The organism is Pseudomonas koreensis, from assembly GCF_025447595.1.
Classification (GTDB): domain Bacteria; phylum Pseudomonadota; class Gammaproteobacteria; order Pseudomonadales; family Pseudomonadaceae; genus Aquipseudomonas; species Aquipseudomonas koreensis_H.
The window spans coordinates 131071-145661 of record NZ_JAOEJU010000012.1; the positions used below are offsets into that span (position 1 = coordinate 131071).

At 61.2% G+C, this 14591-nt stretch carries 12 protein-coding genes; 1 reads left to right on the plus strand and 11 read right to left on the minus strand.

Annotated features, from left to right (window positions below; translation table 11 throughout):
* From N8H71_RS16300 to pmbA, 4 genes are all read right to left on the minus strand, one after another.
* Positions 1-441 carry a hypothetical protein gene (locus tag N8H71_RS16300; protein ID WP_262194766.1) on the minus strand — a complete coding sequence of 147 codons (441 nt, stop codon included), beginning with the start codon at positions 439-441 and terminating at the stop codon, positions 1-3.
* A 27-nt stretch (positions 442-468) separates the two neighbouring features.
* Positions 469-1845 (minus strand): class II fumarate hydratase, encoded by a 1377-nt coding sequence (locus N8H71_RS16305; RefSeq protein ID WP_262194767.1) that lies wholly within the window; start codon positions 1843-1845, stop codon positions 469-471.
* On the minus strand, positions 1826-2233 hold the full coding sequence (locus N8H71_RS16310) for a FagA protein (protein WP_262194768.1): 408 nt from the start codon (positions 2231-2233) through the stop codon (positions 1826-1828). Before N8H71_RS16310 ends, N8H71_RS16305 begins: the two co-directional genes overlap by 20 nt.
* Positions 2234-2394: 161 nt before the next feature.
* Entirely contained in the window at positions 2395-3741 is a 1347-nt protein-coding gene (gene pmbA, locus N8H71_RS16315; RefSeq protein ID WP_431768314.1) for a metalloprotease PmbA, read from the minus strand.
* Between the two features lie 108 nt (positions 3742-3849).
* Between pmbA and yjgA the strand changes: the two genes are divergently transcribed.
* Positions 3850-4374, plus strand: a complete 525-nt coding sequence (gene yjgA, locus N8H71_RS16320) for a ribosome biogenesis factor YjgA (RefSeq protein ID WP_262194770.1) — start codon at positions 3850-3852, stop codon at positions 4372-4374.
* A 51-nt stretch (positions 4375-4425) separates the two neighbouring features.
* Here the strand turns inward: yjgA and tldD are convergent, their stop codons facing one another.
* The 7 genes from tldD to mreC all read right to left on the minus strand — a co-directional run bounded on the left by tldD (position 4426) and on the right by mreC (position 14456).
* Positions 4426-5868, minus strand: coding sequence for a metalloprotease TldD (gene tldD / locus N8H71_RS16325; RefSeq protein ID WP_007953601.1), 1443 nt, complete (start codon positions 5866-5868; stop codon positions 4426-4428).
* 5 nt (positions 5869-5873) lie between these two features.
* Positions 5874-6734: a carbon-nitrogen hydrolase family protein gene (locus N8H71_RS16330; protein ID WP_262194771.1), complete on the minus strand. Its 861-nt coding sequence runs from the start codon at positions 6732-6734 to the stop codon at positions 5874-5876.
* A 58-nt stretch (positions 6735-6792) separates the two neighbouring features.
* A complete protein-coding gene (locus N8H71_RS16335; RefSeq protein ID WP_262194772.1) occupies positions 6793-10596 on the minus strand; it encodes a YhdP family protein in 3804 nt (1267 codons plus the stop codon).
* A gap of 75 nt (positions 10597-10671) precedes the next feature.
* On the minus strand, positions 10672-12129 hold the full coding sequence (gene rng, locus N8H71_RS16340; RefSeq protein WP_085685711.1) for a ribonuclease G: 1458 nt from the start codon (positions 12127-12129) through the stop codon (positions 10672-10674).
* Between the two features lie 57 nt (positions 12130-12186).
* Positions 12187-12783 carry a Maf family protein gene (locus N8H71_RS16345; RefSeq protein WP_262194774.1) on the minus strand — a complete coding sequence of 199 codons (597 nt, stop codon included), beginning with the start codon at positions 12781-12783 and terminating at the stop codon, positions 12187-12189.
* Between the two features lie 63 nt (positions 12784-12846).
* Entirely contained in the window at positions 12847-13338 is a 492-nt protein-coding gene (gene mreD, locus N8H71_RS16350; protein WP_064593386.1) for a rod shape-determining protein MreD, read from the minus strand.
* Positions 13338-14456: a rod shape-determining protein MreC gene (gene mreC, locus N8H71_RS16355; protein WP_262194796.1), complete on the minus strand. Its 1119-nt coding sequence runs from the start codon at positions 14454-14456 to the stop codon at positions 13338-13340. The genes mreD and mreC overlap by 1 nt, the downstream gene beginning before the upstream one ends.
* Positions 14457-14591 lie beyond the last annotated feature (135 nt).

Sequence of the window (14591 nt, forward strand, 5' to 3'; positions counted from 1 at the left end):
TCAGTGGACTCCATGGTGATGTGGGGCAGGCGCTCGACGCGCATTGCCGGTATCCGGATGCAGCAAACGCTGGGTGCGTGGGTATTCGCCGTGTTCGCTGATGAAATTGAGCAGCTCGACATAGGTCTTGCTGCTCTGGCGCAGTGCCGCTTCACGCAGCGCCGGTCGCAGGCGCTCGTCCTGCATGGTCTGCAACAGTCGTTGATGGATCGCGCAGAGGTACTCGGCGCTCTCCTCCGGCTGATTCAGACGCAGATGCAGGTCGGCCAGGTTGTGATGGGAGATGACGCAGGCCGCCACCGCTTCGTCGGCATCGGCCCAGCGCTCGAACAACACCTGCGCCAAAGCCAGGGCTTGCAGGTAAGCCTCGCGGGCATCGATCAGCTCGCCCAGGATGAAGCAGTGATTGGCCCGTTCGATCGTGCGTTTCCAGTGCTCCATGGTGAACCTCCAAAGCGGTTGCGGTGCTTACACGCCGCCGGCGGTGAGTTTCTCGGGATTGAGCAACTCTTCCAGCTGGCTGCGCGACAGATCGGTGTGTTCCAGCGCCACGTCGATCACCGGGCGACCCTGTTTGTAGGCCTGCTTGGCGATTTCGGCAGCCTTCTGGTAACCGATGATCGGGTTGAGCGCGGTCACCAGAATCGGATTGCGCGAGAGCGCTTCCTTAAGGCGCGACTCGTTGACCTTGAAGCTGGCAATCGCCTTGTCGCCCAGCAGACGGCTGGAGTTGGCCAGCAACTCGATGCTGCTCAGCAGGTTCTGGGCGATGATCGGCAGCATTACGTTCAGTTCGAAATTGCCTGACAGCCCGGCGATGGTGATCACTGAGTCGTTGCCGATCACTTGTGCGGCAACCATGGCGGTGGCTTCCGGAATCACCGGATTGACCTTGCCTGGCATGATCGACGAGCCCGGTTGTAGCCCCTCGAGCTCGATTTCACCGAGGCCGGCGAGCGGACCGGAATTCATCCAGCGCAGGTCGTTGGCGATTTTCATCAGCGACACGGCGGTAGCCTTGAGCTGGCCCGACACCGCCACGGCGGTGTCTTGCGAACCAATCAGAGCGAACAGATCCTTGCCCGGCGTGAACTGGACGTTGGTCAACTGACTGAGCTGACGGCTGAAACGCGCAGCGAACTCCGGATGCGCATTGATCCCGGTGCCGACCGCAGTGCCGCCCTGCGCAAGGGATTGCAGGCTTGGCAGCAAATCCTGCAGGTGACCGATATTGGCCTTGAGCTGCTGCGCCCAACCGTTGAGCACCTGGCTCATGCGCACTGGCATCGCGTCCATCAGGTGGGTGCGACCGGTCTTGACGTGGTGATGGACTTGCTCGGACTTGCGCTCGATCACCTGCACCAGGTGCAACAGCGCCGGCAGCAGTTGTTCGTGCAGGGCCAGTGCGGCGCTGACGTGGATGGTGGTCGGAATGATGTCGTTGCTGCTCTGCCCGCAGTTGACGTGATCGTTGGGATTCACCGGCTCATCAAGCAGGCGGCTGGCCAGCGTGGCGATCACTTCGTTGGCGTTCATGTTGGAGCTGGTGCCGGAGCCGGTCTGGAAGATATCCACCGGAAAATGCTGCATGAAGTCGCCTTCCAGCAGCCCTTGCGCAGCATCGCTGATGGCTTTGCCTTGCGCGGCGCTGATCTGGTTGAGTTCAACGTTGGCGCGAGCAGCGGCCGCTTTGGCCAGAATCAGGGCGCGGATGAACTGGGTCGGCATCGGTTTGCCGCTGATCGGGAAGTTATCCACTGCACGCTGGGTCTGCGCGCCGTAGAGAGCGTCCACCGGCACCTGCAGTTCGCCCATGCTGTCGCGCTCAATACGTGTCTTGGTCATCGGTAAATCCTTGGACTAATTCAATGAGAGGAATCGAGGGTTGCAACTCGCAAGTGGCAAGCTGCCAGGTGTAGCTTTGCCAGCGTTTGAGCCTGCATTTGCACAGCGAAAGGCGCTCCATTTCACGCAGCGGGCGCCAGGCTTGATCGAGGCAGAGGCTGCGCCAGTGCCACGGCAATGCGATATCGGTGGCCGTATCGAGCAGCAGACGGAAAGAGGTTTCAGCCACCATCCAGGGCGAGGTCGCCGTGCAGCAGGCTAGATACCGGCCTTCGGCCAGGTAGTGTTCGATCAGACGCGGTTCGTCGGGATCCATGGCGCAACGGATCTGGCGACTCATCCAGCGCCAGCTTTCGAGGTACGGCTGCTCGTGCAAGGCAGAACTCATGATTCTGGGCTCATCCGATAATGAGATTTATTATTAGATGATAATGAGAACGAAAACAAGGGCGGCTTTTTAGCTGACCTTATCAGCCAAAAAATTTTCGGACACAAAAAAAGGCGCGCCACCCCAATCGGGTGGCGCGCCTTTGTTTACCTGACGGAGGCTTAACTGCCCGCGACAGTCATCTTCTCGATCAACACCGAGCCGGTGCGAATGTTGCTGCGCAGTTCCAGATCGTTACCAACGGCGACAATCTGCTTGAACATGTCGCGCATGTTGCCGGCGATGGTCACTTCCTGCACCGCGAACTGGATTTCACCGTTCTCGACCCAGAAACCCGCCGCACCGCGCGAGTAATCACCAGTCACCATGTTCAGACCGTGACCCATCAACTCGGTGACCAACAGGCCACGCCCCATGCGTCGCAACAATGCGGCCTGGTCTTCATCCCCATGGGTGACGAACAGGTTATGTACGCCGCCCGCGTTGGCGGTGCTCGGCATGCCGAGTTTGCGACCGGAATAGGTGCCGAGGATGTACGAGACCAACTCACCCTTTTCGACGAACGGTTTGGCATAGGTCGCCAGCCCGTCACCGTCGTACGACGCACTGCTTATGGCGCGCATCAGGTGCGGACGCTCGTCGATGGTCAGCCACTCTGGAAACAGCTTCTGCCCCAGCGTCCCTTCAAGGAAGGACGATTTGCGATACAGGCTGCCGCCGGAAATCGCCGAGAGGAAACTGCCAAACAACCCGCCCGCCAGTTCGGCAGAAAACAGCACCGGTACTTCGCAGGTCGGCACCGGGCGCGCACCCAGACGGCTCGCCGCCCGCTGTGCGGCGCGCTGGCCAATGCTCACCGGATCCGCCAGCAAGCTGCCCTGACGGTTCACGTCATACCAGTAATCGCGCTGCATCTGGCCATCGGCCTCGGCGATCATCACGCAGCTCAGGCTATGCCGGGTCGAAGCGTAACCGCCGATGAAACCATGGCTGTTGCCGTACACGCGGCAACCCTGATGAGTACTCAACGTGGTGCCATCAGCATTCTTGATGCGCACATCAGCGTCGAACGCGGCGGCTTCGCAGAGCAACGCTTTCTCGATGGCCTGCTCCGGGGTAATGTCCCATTGGTGGAACAGGTCGAAATCCTGGATATCCCTGGCCATCAGCGCGGCATCGGCCAGCCCCGAGGCTTCGTCTTCGGAAGTGTGTTTGGCAATTGCCAGCGCCGCAGCGACGGTCTCGCGAATCGCATCCGGCCCGGTGGCAGAGGTGCTGGCCGAACCTTTACGCTGGCCGACATACAATGTGATGCCAAAGCCCTGATCGCGGTTGAACTCGACCGTTTCGACTTCACGCTGACGCACCGACGTCGACAGGCCCTGCTCCAGCGACACCGCTACTTCGCAGGCACTGGCGCCCTGACGCTTGGCTTCGGCGATGATCTGCTCGACCTGTTCCTGCAGTGCCGGCAATGCCTGCGGGCCGACGCTTTCAACTGCACTCATGCTCATCTCCACTCAAATTCTGCTTTCGGCTGGGGCCTTCGAGCGACCGGGCCGGACAAGCGGCCCCCGACTGGTTATCATGGCGGCGTTTCTTTGCGGACTGCCACCATGGTTGATTCTTACGACGACTCCCTCGATACGGGAGAAAAAAGCAAATCCCAGGTCAAACGCGAGCTGCATGCTCTGGTTGACCTTGGCGAGCGCCTTACAACGCTCAAGCCCGACTTGCAGGCAAAACTGCCATTGACCGACGCATTGCGCCGGGCCCTGGCCGATGCGCCCAAGCACACCGCGAACATCGCGCGTAAACGGCATTTGCAGTTCATCGGCAAACTGATGCGCGATCAGGACACTGACGCGATTCTCACCTTGCTCGATCAACTCGATGCCTCTACCCGTCAGTACAACGAGCGTTTCCACAACCTCGAACGCTGGCGTGACCGCCTGATCGGCGGAGACGATGCCGTGCTGGAAAAATTCGTCGTCGATTACCCGGACGCCGACCGCCAGCAACTGCGTTCCCTGATCCGTCAGGCCCAGCATGAGGTCGCGCAAAACAAACCTCCTGCCTCGAGCCGCAAGATCTTCAAGTACATCCGTGAGCTGGACGAGACTCAACGCGGTCTGCGTTGATATTCGCCACCGGGTGGCCGCACCGCGCGCCACCCGAAGCTCCATCCCTTCTTATGCGCCCGTGCCACCCACGGTGATCGCATCGATTTTCAGTGTCGGCTGACCCACGCCCACCGGCACCGATTGCCCGTCCTTGCCGCAAGTCCCCACACCGCTGTCCAGCGCCAGATCGTTACCGACCATCGACACCCGGCTCATCGCTTCCGGGCCGTTGCCGATCAACGTCGCGCCTTTGACCGGCGCGGTGATCTTGCCGTCTTCGATCAGATAAGCCTCACTGGTGGAGAACACGAACTTGCCGCTGGTGATGTCGACCTGACCGCCGCCGAGGTTGGCGCAGTAGATGCCCTTCTTCACCGACGCGATGATTTCCGCCGGATCGCTCTGGCCGCCGAGCATGTAAGTGTTGGTCATCCGTGGCATCGGCAGGTGCGCATAGGATTCCCGGCGACCGTTGCCGGTGCGGGCCACGCCCATCAGCCGCGCATTGAGCTTGTCCTGCATGTAACCCTTGAGTACGCCATTTTCGATCAGCGTGGTGCACTCGGTCGGCGTGCCTTCGTCGTCGACGCTCAGGGAGCCGCGACGACCGCTCAGGGTGCCGTCATCGACGATGGTGCAAAGTTTCGAGGCAACCATCTCGCCCATGCGCCCGCTGTAAGCCGAACTGCCCTTGCGGTTGAAGTCGCCTTCCAGACCATGACCGACCGCTTCGTGCAGCAGCACGCCGGACCAGCCCGAGCCCAGAACCACCGGCAAGGTGCCGGCCGGTGCCGGAATCGCTTCCAGATTCACCAGCGCCTGACGCAACGCTTCACGGGCATAACCCATGGCGCGGTCTTCGGCGAGGAAATAACGGTAGTCGGTACGCCCGCCGCCGCCATGACCGCCACGCTCGCGACGGCCGTTCTGCTCGACGATCACGCTGACGTTGAAGCGCACCAGCGGACGCACGTCGGCAGCCAGGCCACCGTCGGTCGAGGCCACCAGAATCCGCTCCCAGACCCCGGCCATGCTCACGCTGACCTGCTGGATACGCGGATCGAGGGCGCGGGTCGCAACGTCGATGCGCTTGAGCAGTTCGACTTTTTCAGCGCGGCTCAGCACTTCCAGCGGGTTGTCCGGCGCATACAACTGGGCAACGTCCTGCGTGCTGAACGCCTGCACCGTGCCGTTCTGCCCGGCGCGGGAAATCGAACGAGCTGCACGGGCCGCTGCGCCGAGGGCTTCGAGGGTGATCGCGTTGCTGTAGGCGAAACCGGTTTTCTCCCCGGACTGCGCACGCACGCCGACACCCTGGTCGAGGTTGAAACTGCCTTCCTTGACGATGCCGTCTTCCAGCGACCAGGACTCGGAAATCTGCCCCTGGAAATACAGGTCGGCCGCATCGATGCCTGGACCCGCCAGATCACCGAGCACACCTTGCAGGCTTTCGATCGTCACGCCGCCGGGTGCCAACAGGTGATCACTGACTGAGGACAACAACTCGCTCATAGGTTTTACGCCTTAAATTCGTGTTCTGAAGCAGGTCGCTGCGCGCCCTGCGAAAAAAACCGCCGATGACCGGTCACCGGCATTCGCGCCCGGATGGACGCCTGTTCATTGCTGTCGCGCTCGGCCAGCAGCACGGCTTCGCCCTGTTCCTGCTGCGCCAGCACACGGCCCCACGGATCGACAATCGCCCCGTGGCCAAAGGTTTCCCGGGGCCCCGGATGCGTTCCGCCCTGGGCTGCCGCCAGCACGTAGCACTGGGTTTCAATGGCCCGCGCGCGGATCAACACGTCCCAGTGCGCCGCCCCCGTCACTGCGGTGAAAGCCGACGGTGCGGTAATCAGTTCAGCACCGGCCGCGCGCAATTCGCTGTACAGCTCCGGGAAGCGCAGGTCGTAGCACACCGTCAGGCCCAATCGCCCGACCGGCGTGTCCGCGACCACTACGCCACTGCCATAAGCATAGTCATCGGATTCGCGGTAACGGCCGCGATTGTCCGCCACATCCACATCAAACAGATGCAGCTTGTCATAGCGTGCAACGATTTCGCCCTGTTCGTTTACCAGCAGCGAACAGGCATGGGACTTGGCCTCGGGTTGCCCCAACGGTGGTAGCGGCAGGGTTCCGGCCACAATCCATAACTTGAGGTCGCGGGCGGTCTGTTTCAACCACGGCAGGATCGGGCCTTCGCCGAGCGCTTCGGCGCGACCGATGTCGGCGATGTCGCGACGCCCCATGGCGGCGAAGTTCTCCGGCAGCACCGCCAGCTTCGCGCCGGCGTTGGCCGCTTGTTCGAGCAAACGCCGGGCATCGCGCAGATTGGCCAGAACATCGCTCTGGCTGACCATTTGAATCACCGCTAAAGACATGGCGCACTCCGCAAGAGGTATGCGGCCATGCTACTCCATCGGTTCAGAGACTGGCTGATCAAAAAGGCTTGTCGAAGGTGATTTTCGGCTCTTTCCAAGGGCCTTTGACGGTGTACTTCACGCTGGCGAAGCGTGCCACGCGATCACCGATCAGCTTGTCGATCAGGAACAGCGCCCCTCCGACTGCCGGCGCGCCGACAATCAGCGCGGCAATCGGCAGGTTGTTGGTCACCGGCAAGGTCACGAGCAATTTCGCATCGACCTGATCGCCGACGAGATTCAGTGTGCCGTCGAGCTCGATATTGCTCGACGGCCCGGTCAGTTTGATCGGCTCTTTCGTCACGTAAACACCATTGTTCGCCGAAAGCAGGCCTTTGACCCGGTCGTAGCTCAGACCTTTGCCAAACAGGTCCGAGAAGTCCAGACGCAGGCGCCGGCCTATTGAGTTGAAGTTGAGCAGACCGAACACCCGCAACGCCTGGGCCCCACCCTCGACTTCGACGAACTGGCCTTTATTGAGCGAGGCATCAAGCGTGCCGGAGAAGCGTTTGGTCGCCAGCCACGCCGGCGAGCCCGGCCAACGGCCGTCTACGTCCATATGAAACTCTTCGCTGGTCACACTCGGAGCAAAACCCCAGCCCTTGAGCACATCAGCGAGATTCTTGCCGCCGATCCGCCCCTTGTACCAACTGCTGCTGGCGCCCGGCGTGCCTTCCCAACCGCCACTGCCCTGCAAGAGAATGCCCTTGAGGCCCAGATCGAGATTGTTCAAGGCGATACCCTTGGCGGTCGGTCGCACCTTGAGCGACCAGCCACCGACCAGATCCTGGCCCTGGAACAATTGATTGATGCTGATATCCAGCGCCGGAATTTTCGTCGGATCGACCGAAGCCAGAGGATCGGGCGCATTTTCGTCGGCCTGCACCGTCGGGTCCGGCGCCGGCAGGCGCACGTATTGAAGATTGACCGCTATTGGCGCAGCTTTGGCGTCGGGAATCCCGACGGTCCCCTTGGCTTGCTGACTGTCGAGGGCCAAGGCCCACGCCCCCGGCTTACGGTTGAGTTGTACCGCCGCCTGATCCAGTGTGGTGCCAAAGGCAGTGAGCTTGCCGATCTTGACGTCCGCACTGCTTAACAACTGCTTGGCGTTGCCCCCCGGATCCTGTCCGGCGTACTTGTCTACCAGATCCTGCCAGGGTTTGACGTCCAGCTCGGATAGCGCGCCGCGTACTCGCAAACCCTTGCTGCCGGGCAATACCGCCTCACCCGCGCCCAGGAACAGTTCCCCACGTCCCTCGGCAAAACTGGTCGGTGGCGCAGCGAAGGTAAAGTTGGCCAGTTGGTCGTAGTTGACCCAATAACGTCGCTCCGGCCCCTGCAACGTCATGCGGAACACTGTGTCTCGCCCCACATCGGCCGCCATGCCGAATGGCGCCGGCAGATCCACCGCCACGCCCTTCAGACTTGAACTGACCATCAACTGGCTGTCGGCGCCATCCAGATTGACTTGCAGTTGGTAAGGGACGGTTCCGGACACCGGCAACGGCTGAGTCACGCCCAGCCACTCGGTGAGCTTTTTGACCTCAACCTGTCCCGACGCGGCCACCCGGGTCTTGAGTTTGCCGGGGCTGCCGTCAGCAAAGATCTGTGCGGTGACCGGTTTGTCGAAAGCCCGGGCACTGATGTTTTGCCCGCTCAGGCCCTTGGCGCTGTCGAAGCGGAAATCACCCTTGAGCTGGCTCAGTTCGAGTTTCGGCTCCGCCAGTTTCAATCGCGCATTGGCGGTTTTGAAGTCGACGAGGATTTTCGGCTGATCGCCCTTGGCCAGCGGCACATCGAGTTTGAGCTTGCCCTGCAGATCACCCTCACCCTCCCAGCCGGCGAAGGTGTCGGCGGTGCCGATCGGCGCTTCCTGAAGAATCTTCAGACCATCGCCCAGCCCGCCGGCAAAGCTGCCGTCGAGGAACATATGGCTGTGCTCACCGCTCGGCACATGGGGAATGTTGACGAAGACGTCGCTGACCTGCGTGTCGAGCAACTGGCCCTTACTGGCGAGAATCCGCACCCCGCTGTCTTCGATGAACACGTCACCGCTGACCTTGCTCACATGCGGCCAGCCCGGCTGGAACGCCAGCTCGGCGTCGTGCACCTTGAAGAACAGACTGATGCTGCGATCCGCTTCCCCGGCGTTCTTGTTCAACGATCCCTGATACTGGAAAAAGCCCTGATCCACTGCGCCCTTGAGAATCGCCGTGCGCAGCCATTCATCGAGAGCCGGGCTCAGGACTTCCGGCAGGTACTTGGCAGTGTAGCGACCGTCGCCGTCCACCAGACCGACCCGCAGGTCCATGTAATCTTCCTGGCTGTGATCGAAATGCAGCCGGATCAGGAAGTCGCCGGCGATCTTGCCTTCCTCGCCCAGCACTTTCAGGTACGGCGCGATCAGGGTGAAACCTTCTTTGTCGAGCTTCCAGGTCAACCGGGCGTTGGCCTGAATGTATTGCCACGGCTTGGCGAAAATCGGATCGAGGTGCAGGACGAAATCCTTGCTGTCCATGCGCAGCTCGCCGCCGCCCAGATTGCCGCTGAGACTGCCGCTGACATTCCGCGCTGCCGGAGCGCCGTGATAGGCGTCGAACCCGACTTGATCAAGGTTGGCGGCGAAGCTGAATTTGCTGTCGTCGGTGGCGTTCGGCCGGAAATCCAGCAGCACGTTACGCAGGCCGCCGGTCACCTTCAGGCGTTCGACCACTGTGGCGAAACCTTGGGGTAACGGGCCGAGGGCATTGAGCAAAGGAGTGATCGGGGTCAGGTCAAGTCGATCGGCCTGCAAATGCCAGAGCTCTTCGGTCTTGTCGGTGGCGGCAGTCTGTTTGATCTGGACATGCGATTCCCAACGGGTTTCGCCGAAATTCATCGCCAGCGAATCAAGCGTGACAGTAGCCCCCTCGGGACCGCGCTGGAAGTAGCCGTTGAGCGCCAGATTGTTGATCTGGATCGGCTTGCGTTCAGCATAGGCACCGTTCAATTGCGGCGCGTTGAGACGGATCGCAGCGCTCTGCAACGCCCCCTCGCGCCAGTTGACCCACAGCTCGCCACCGGCCTTGATCTCGGAGAAATTCCATTGCTGGGTCAGACGCTCGGGCAGCCATTTCGACCAGTCGCTCTGCGGCAGGCTGACATAACCTTCCACTTCGCTGTTCTGTAACTGACTCGGACGAATCCGCGTGCGCAGGCTCAGCGCCACGGGCTGGCCGTCAGGCAGGGTCAACCGTGCATCGAGGCGCTGGCGGCTGGTGCCGGTCTTGAGATTGAGGCCGACATAAGTGAGGGTCAGCGGCTTCTGCTCCAGCGGTTGCAACGTCACCTGACTGTCGAGCACCGACAGTTGTTGAATCATTTGCATGCGGTTGAACAACTGCTCCGGATCCATGGGCTGATCCTGTTGCACCGGCAACCCTTCCAGCGCCCACTTTCCGTCTTCGCCTTCCTTGAGGCTGATCTTCAGGCCGTTGAGTTCAAGATGGGCGATGCGCACTTCACGGGCCAGCAAACTGGCCCACAGATCCGGCACTGCGCGCACCCGATCCAGGCGCAGAGCATTGGCGCCGCTGCCGACCATCACGTCGTGAGCCAGCAGGATCGGCGCGAATCCGCTCCAGTTGCCTTCCAGCTCGCCGATCTGCAGCGGCATGCCCAAGGCAGCACTGGCCTTGTCTTCGATATCGGTGCGGTATTCGGCCACCAGTGGCGTGAGTTCCCGGCCGAGACTGACGTACAACGCCATCAATACCAGAACCAACGCGCACAGGCCCAGACCCCAGCGGGTCAGTGCGGCCAAAATGCGTGTCAGACGTTCCATGTCAGTTGGCTCCCATGGCAAAAATACTGCAAAAAGCTGAGGCCAGCCGTTTCAGGAAAAGGGTGACGCAGGGGTTCAGAGCAGCACCACGTCATATTGTTCCTGGGAATACATGGTTTCTACCTGGAAGCGTATGGTGCGCCCGATGAAACCTTCAAGTTCGGCAACGTTACCGGACTCTTCATCGAGCAGGCGATCCACCACTTTCTGGTTCGCCAGCACCCGATAACCCTCGGCCTGATAAGCCCGGGCTTCACGCAGGATCTCGCGGAAAATCTCGTAGCAAATGGTTTCCGGGGTTTTCAGCTTGCCCCGGCCCTGACAGCTGCTGCACGGTTCGCACAGCACTTGTTCTAGGCTTTCGCGGGTGCGCTTGCGGGTCATCTGCACCAGGCCCAACTCGGTAATGCCGATGATGTTGGTCTTGGCGTGATCGCGCTCCAGTTGTTTCTCCAGGGTACGCAGCACCTGACGCTGGTGCTCTTCGTCTTCCATGTCGATGAAGTCGATGATGATGATCCCGCCCAGGTTGCGCAGGCGCATCTGCCGGGCAATCGCGGTCGCGGCTTCGAGGTTGGTCTTGAAGATGGTTTCTTCGAGGTTGCGATGACCGACGAACGCCCCGGTGTTCACGTCGATGGTGGTCATGGCTTCCGCCGGATCGATCACCAGATAGCCGCCGGACTTCAACGGCACCTTGCGCTCCAGGGCTTTCTGGATTTCGTCTTCGACGCCGTACAGGTCAAAAATCGGCCGTTCGCCCGGGTAGTGCTCCAGACGATCGGCGATTTCCGGCATCAGTTCGGCGACGAACTGCGTGGTCTTCTGGAAGGTTTCCCGGGAGTCGATGCGGATCTTCTCGATCTTCGGGCTGACCAGATCGCGCAGGGTGCGCAGCGCCAGGCCGAGGTCTTCGTAGATCACACTCGGTGCGCCGATGGTCTTGATCTGTTCGTTGATCTGATCCCACAGGCGGCGCAGATAGCGGATGTCCATCAGGATCTCATCGGCACCGGCACCTTCGGCGGCGGTGCGCAGAATGAAACCGCCGGCCTCCTTGATACCTTCTTTGGCCACGCAATCGCTGACCACCTGCTTGAGGCGCTCGCGTTCGGCTTCGTCTTCGATTTTCAGGGAAATGCCGACGTGGGCAGTGCGCGGCATGTACACCAGATAGCGCGACGGGATCGACAGTTGTGTGGTCAGCCGCGCACCTTTGGAACCGATCGGATCCTTGGTGACCTGCACCACCAGGCTCTGGCCTTCGTGCACAAGCGAACTGATGCTTTCCACCGCCGGGCCTTCCCGCAGGGAAATTTCCGAAGCGTGAATGAAGGCTGCGCGATCCAGGCCGATATCGACGAATGCCGCCTGCATACCCGGGAGCACTCGCACCACTTTGCCTTTATAGATGTTGCCGACGATCCCGCGTTTTTGCGTACGCTCGACGTGCACTTCTTGCAGCACACCGTTTTCGACCACCGCCACGCGCGATTCCATCGGCGTGATGTTGATCAGAATCTCTTCACTCATGGCAGGGTCTCGTTCAGGCATGTTCACGATAATGGCCGCATCTTGTCAGTTCGACGCTCATTGCGCGTTCAGGGTTTGCCAACAGGGTATGCCGAAATGGCCGAGCAGTTCTGCGCTTTCGCACACCGGCAAGCCGACGACCGCCGAGTAACTGCCATTGAGGCCGGCGACGAATACCGCGCCTAGCCCCTGAATGCCGTAGCCACCCGCCTTGTCCCGGGGTTCGCCGCTGGCCCAGTAGCCGGCGGCCTCTTCACGGCTGATCGACCGGAACCGCACCAGACTGCGCACCACCCGAGACTCGCAACGCTCGCCGTCGAGCACGGCAATCGCCGTCAGCACTTCATGCTCCTTGCCGGACAACATCATCAGCATGGCGCAAGCATCGGCTTCGTCCACCGGTTTGCCAAGAATTTTGCCGTCCAGCACCACGGCGGTGTCGGCGCCCAGTACGCAAAACGGAAGGTCGAAGGTGACGGTGCGCCGCCCGGCCTCGGCCTTGCCGCGCGCCAGGCGCTCGACGTAGGCCGATGGGGATTCATGGGCGAGAGGGGTTTCATCGATATCCGCGCTGATGGCGGTAAACGGGATGCCGATCTGCGTGAGCAATTCACGCCGACGCGGCGATCCTGAGGCGAGGTAAAGCGGCTTCATCCAAACATCTCCCTGTTGAGTGCCCTGCCTCATGGCACCGGTGGGGGCCCATACCTGACCGAATCAGTTGATTTTGTAGCGTCGGCGCAATCCACGCAAAGCGAAGCTGACCCAAGGCCAGAGCAAGGCACTGACCAGTGCCGGCAGTACCAGCGCGAGGGTTGGTTGACGGTTGCCGGTCAAGGCACTGAGCCAGAGCTGTACAAGCTGGGCGAGGCCGAAGATCACCAGGATCACCAGGCTCTGCTGCCACATCGGGAACATTCGCAGGCGTTGTTGCAATGACAGTACCAGGAACGTGATCAGGGTCAGGATCAAGGCATTCTGACCGAGCAGATCGCCCTGCAGCACGTCTTCGGCCAGTCCCAGGCAGAACGCCGTGACCATGCCGACCGTATGCGGCAAATACAAAGCCCAGAAGGTCAGGAGCAAGGCCAGCCACAGTGGGCGCAGGATCTCCATGAAAATGGGCAGTGGCGACACGCTGAGCAGAATGCCGACAATAAACGTCAGCCATACAATCCAGCCGTTACGCGATGCGGTAGCCCCGACCATTACTCTTGCCTCCCGGTGGTCGCCGGCGCGGTGGCAGGCGGTTTGGCCGCAGGTCTCGCTGCCGGCTGATTCGCCGGTGGTTTGCTGGCCGCTGGTGTGGCTGCAGGCGGTTTGCTTGCAGCGGGTCTGGCCGGAGTGGTGGCGGCAGGCGCAGCCGGCGGTGTCACCGTGGCAGGGGCTGCTGCGGCAGGCGGGGTGACGATTTTCGGCACCGTCGCCGGAATCACCGGTCCGCCACCAAAGGCATCCAGGTTTTCCTGCGCCTGTGCGGCATCGTTGGCACGCTCTTCGGCGGTGCGGTTGTCACTGAACACCAGCAGAAGGTAGCGGCTGCGGTTCAATGCGGCGGTCGGCACGGCGCGGACGATTGCGAATGGCTGGCCGGAATCGTGGATCACTTCCTTGACCGTCGCCACCGGATAACCGGCCGGGAAACGCTGACCCAGACCGGAGCTGACCAGCAGATCGCCTTCCTTGATGTCGGCCGTGTCGGCAACATGCCGCAGCTCCAGACGCTCAGGGTTACCAGTGCCGCTGGCAATCGCCCGCAGACCATTACGATTCACTTGCACAGGAATACTGTGAGTCGAGTCGGTCAGCAGCAGCACACGGGAGGTATACGGCATCAACTCGACCACCTGCCCCATCAGCCCCCGGGCATCAAGCACCGGCTGACCGAGCACCACGCCATCACGCTCACCTTTGTTGATGATGATGCGATGGGTGAAAGGGTTGGGGTCCATGCCGATCAGCTCGGCCACTTCGACCTTCTCGTTGACCAGCGCTGAGGAATTGAGCAACTCGCGCAGCCGGACATTCTGCTCGGTGAGGGCTGCAAGTTTCTGCATGCGCCCCTGCAACAGCAGGTTCTCGGATTTGAGTTTTTCGTTTTCGGCGACGAGCTCGGTGCGACTGCCAAACTGGCTGGCGATACCGTCCCACAGCCGCCCAGGCAGGTCAGTGATCCAGTAGGCGTCCATCAGCACCAGCGAGGCCTGGCTGCGTACGGGTTTAAGCAGGCTGAAGCGCGCATCGACGACCATTAGCGCAACCGACAGCACGGCCAGCACCAACAAGCGCACGCCCAGTGAGGGGCCCTTGGCGAAAAGCGGTTTAATAAGCCGCTCCTCCCAGGCAAATGTTCTGTTTATTCATACGGCATCAAACCGGCCTGGATGAAGACTGACAGAAGATAAACGCCAACAGGCAGCACTGCAAAGTGCTGCCTGTGCGCTCACCCACGTATTGCTATC

Coding starts and splice junctions, on each gene's coding strand:
- N8H71_RS16300 (WP_262194766.1), bottom strand. CDS start 441: ATGGAGCACTGGAAACGCACGATCGAACGGGCCAATCACTGCTTCATC.
- N8H71_RS16345 (WP_262194774.1), bottom strand. CDS start 12,783: ATGAAGCCGCTTTACCTCGCCTCAGGATCGCCGCGTCGGCGTGAATTG.
- N8H71_RS16310 (WP_262194768.1), bottom strand. CDS start 2,233: ATGAGTTCTGCCTTGCACGAGCAGCCGTACCTCGAAAGCTGGCGCTGG.
- pmbA (WP_431768314.1), bottom strand. CDS start 3,741: ATGAGTGCAGTTGAAAGCGTCGGCCCGCAGGCATTGCCGGCACTGCAG.
- N8H71_RS16335 (WP_262194772.1), bottom strand. CDS start 10,596: ATGGAACGTCTGACACGCATTTTGGCCGCACTGACCCGCTGGGGTCTG.
- N8H71_RS16305 (WP_262194767.1), bottom strand. CDS start 1,845: ATGACCAAGACACGTATTGAGCGCGACAGCATGGGCGAACTGCAGGTG.
- N8H71_RS16330 (WP_262194771.1), bottom strand. CDS start 6,734: ATGTCTTTAGCGGTGATTCAAATGGTCAGCCAGAGCGATGTTCTGGCC.
- tldD (WP_007953601.1), bottom strand. CDS start 5,868: ATGAGCGAGTTGTTGTCCTCAGTCAGTGATCACCTGTTGGCACCCGGC.
- mreD (WP_064593386.1), bottom strand. CDS start 13,338: ATGGTCGGGGCTACCGCATCGCGTAACGGCTGGATTGTATGGCTGACG.
- rng (WP_085685711.1), bottom strand. CDS start 12,129: ATGAGTGAAGAGATTCTGATCAACATCACGCCGATGGAATCGCGCGTG.
- yjgA (WP_262194770.1), top strand. CDS start 3,850: ATGGTTGATTCTTACGACGACTCCCTCGATACGGGAGAAAAAAGCAAA.